1 pseudogene is annotated in these 255 nt (G+C 61.2%); it reads left to right on the forward strand.

Annotation, left to right across the window (positions count from 1 at the left end):
• A pseudogene (locus SB816_RS33265) lies at nt 1–255 on the forward strand (cation transporter); the annotation flags it as partial.

The raw sequence follows: 255 nt of genomic DNA on the forward strand, positions 1-255 counted from the left end.
CTGCCGTGCTGGCGCTCGTCTGCCTCGTCATCATCCCCATGCCGTTCGGCAATGTGAAACAGGCGCTGGCGGATATTCTTCTGGTGACACCGCTGGAATTCAAGCAGCACGTGGACAGGGTGGCAGGGGAGATCGTGGCGAAGTTCGGCTTCTCTTCGCACTATTCCTATGTCGCCCGTGTCGGCCGCGGTCGGCAGATCGAACTCTTCTTCATCGTGCCGAAGAACTGGCCGGCCCGGCGCCTGGAAGAATGGG

Origin of the sequence: Achromobacter sp. SIMBA_011 (assembly GCF_046535435.1) — a bacterium.
In the GTDB taxonomy this organism is placed as follows: domain Bacteria; phylum Pseudomonadota; class Gammaproteobacteria; order Burkholderiales; family Burkholderiaceae_B; genus Achromobacter; species Achromobacter dolens.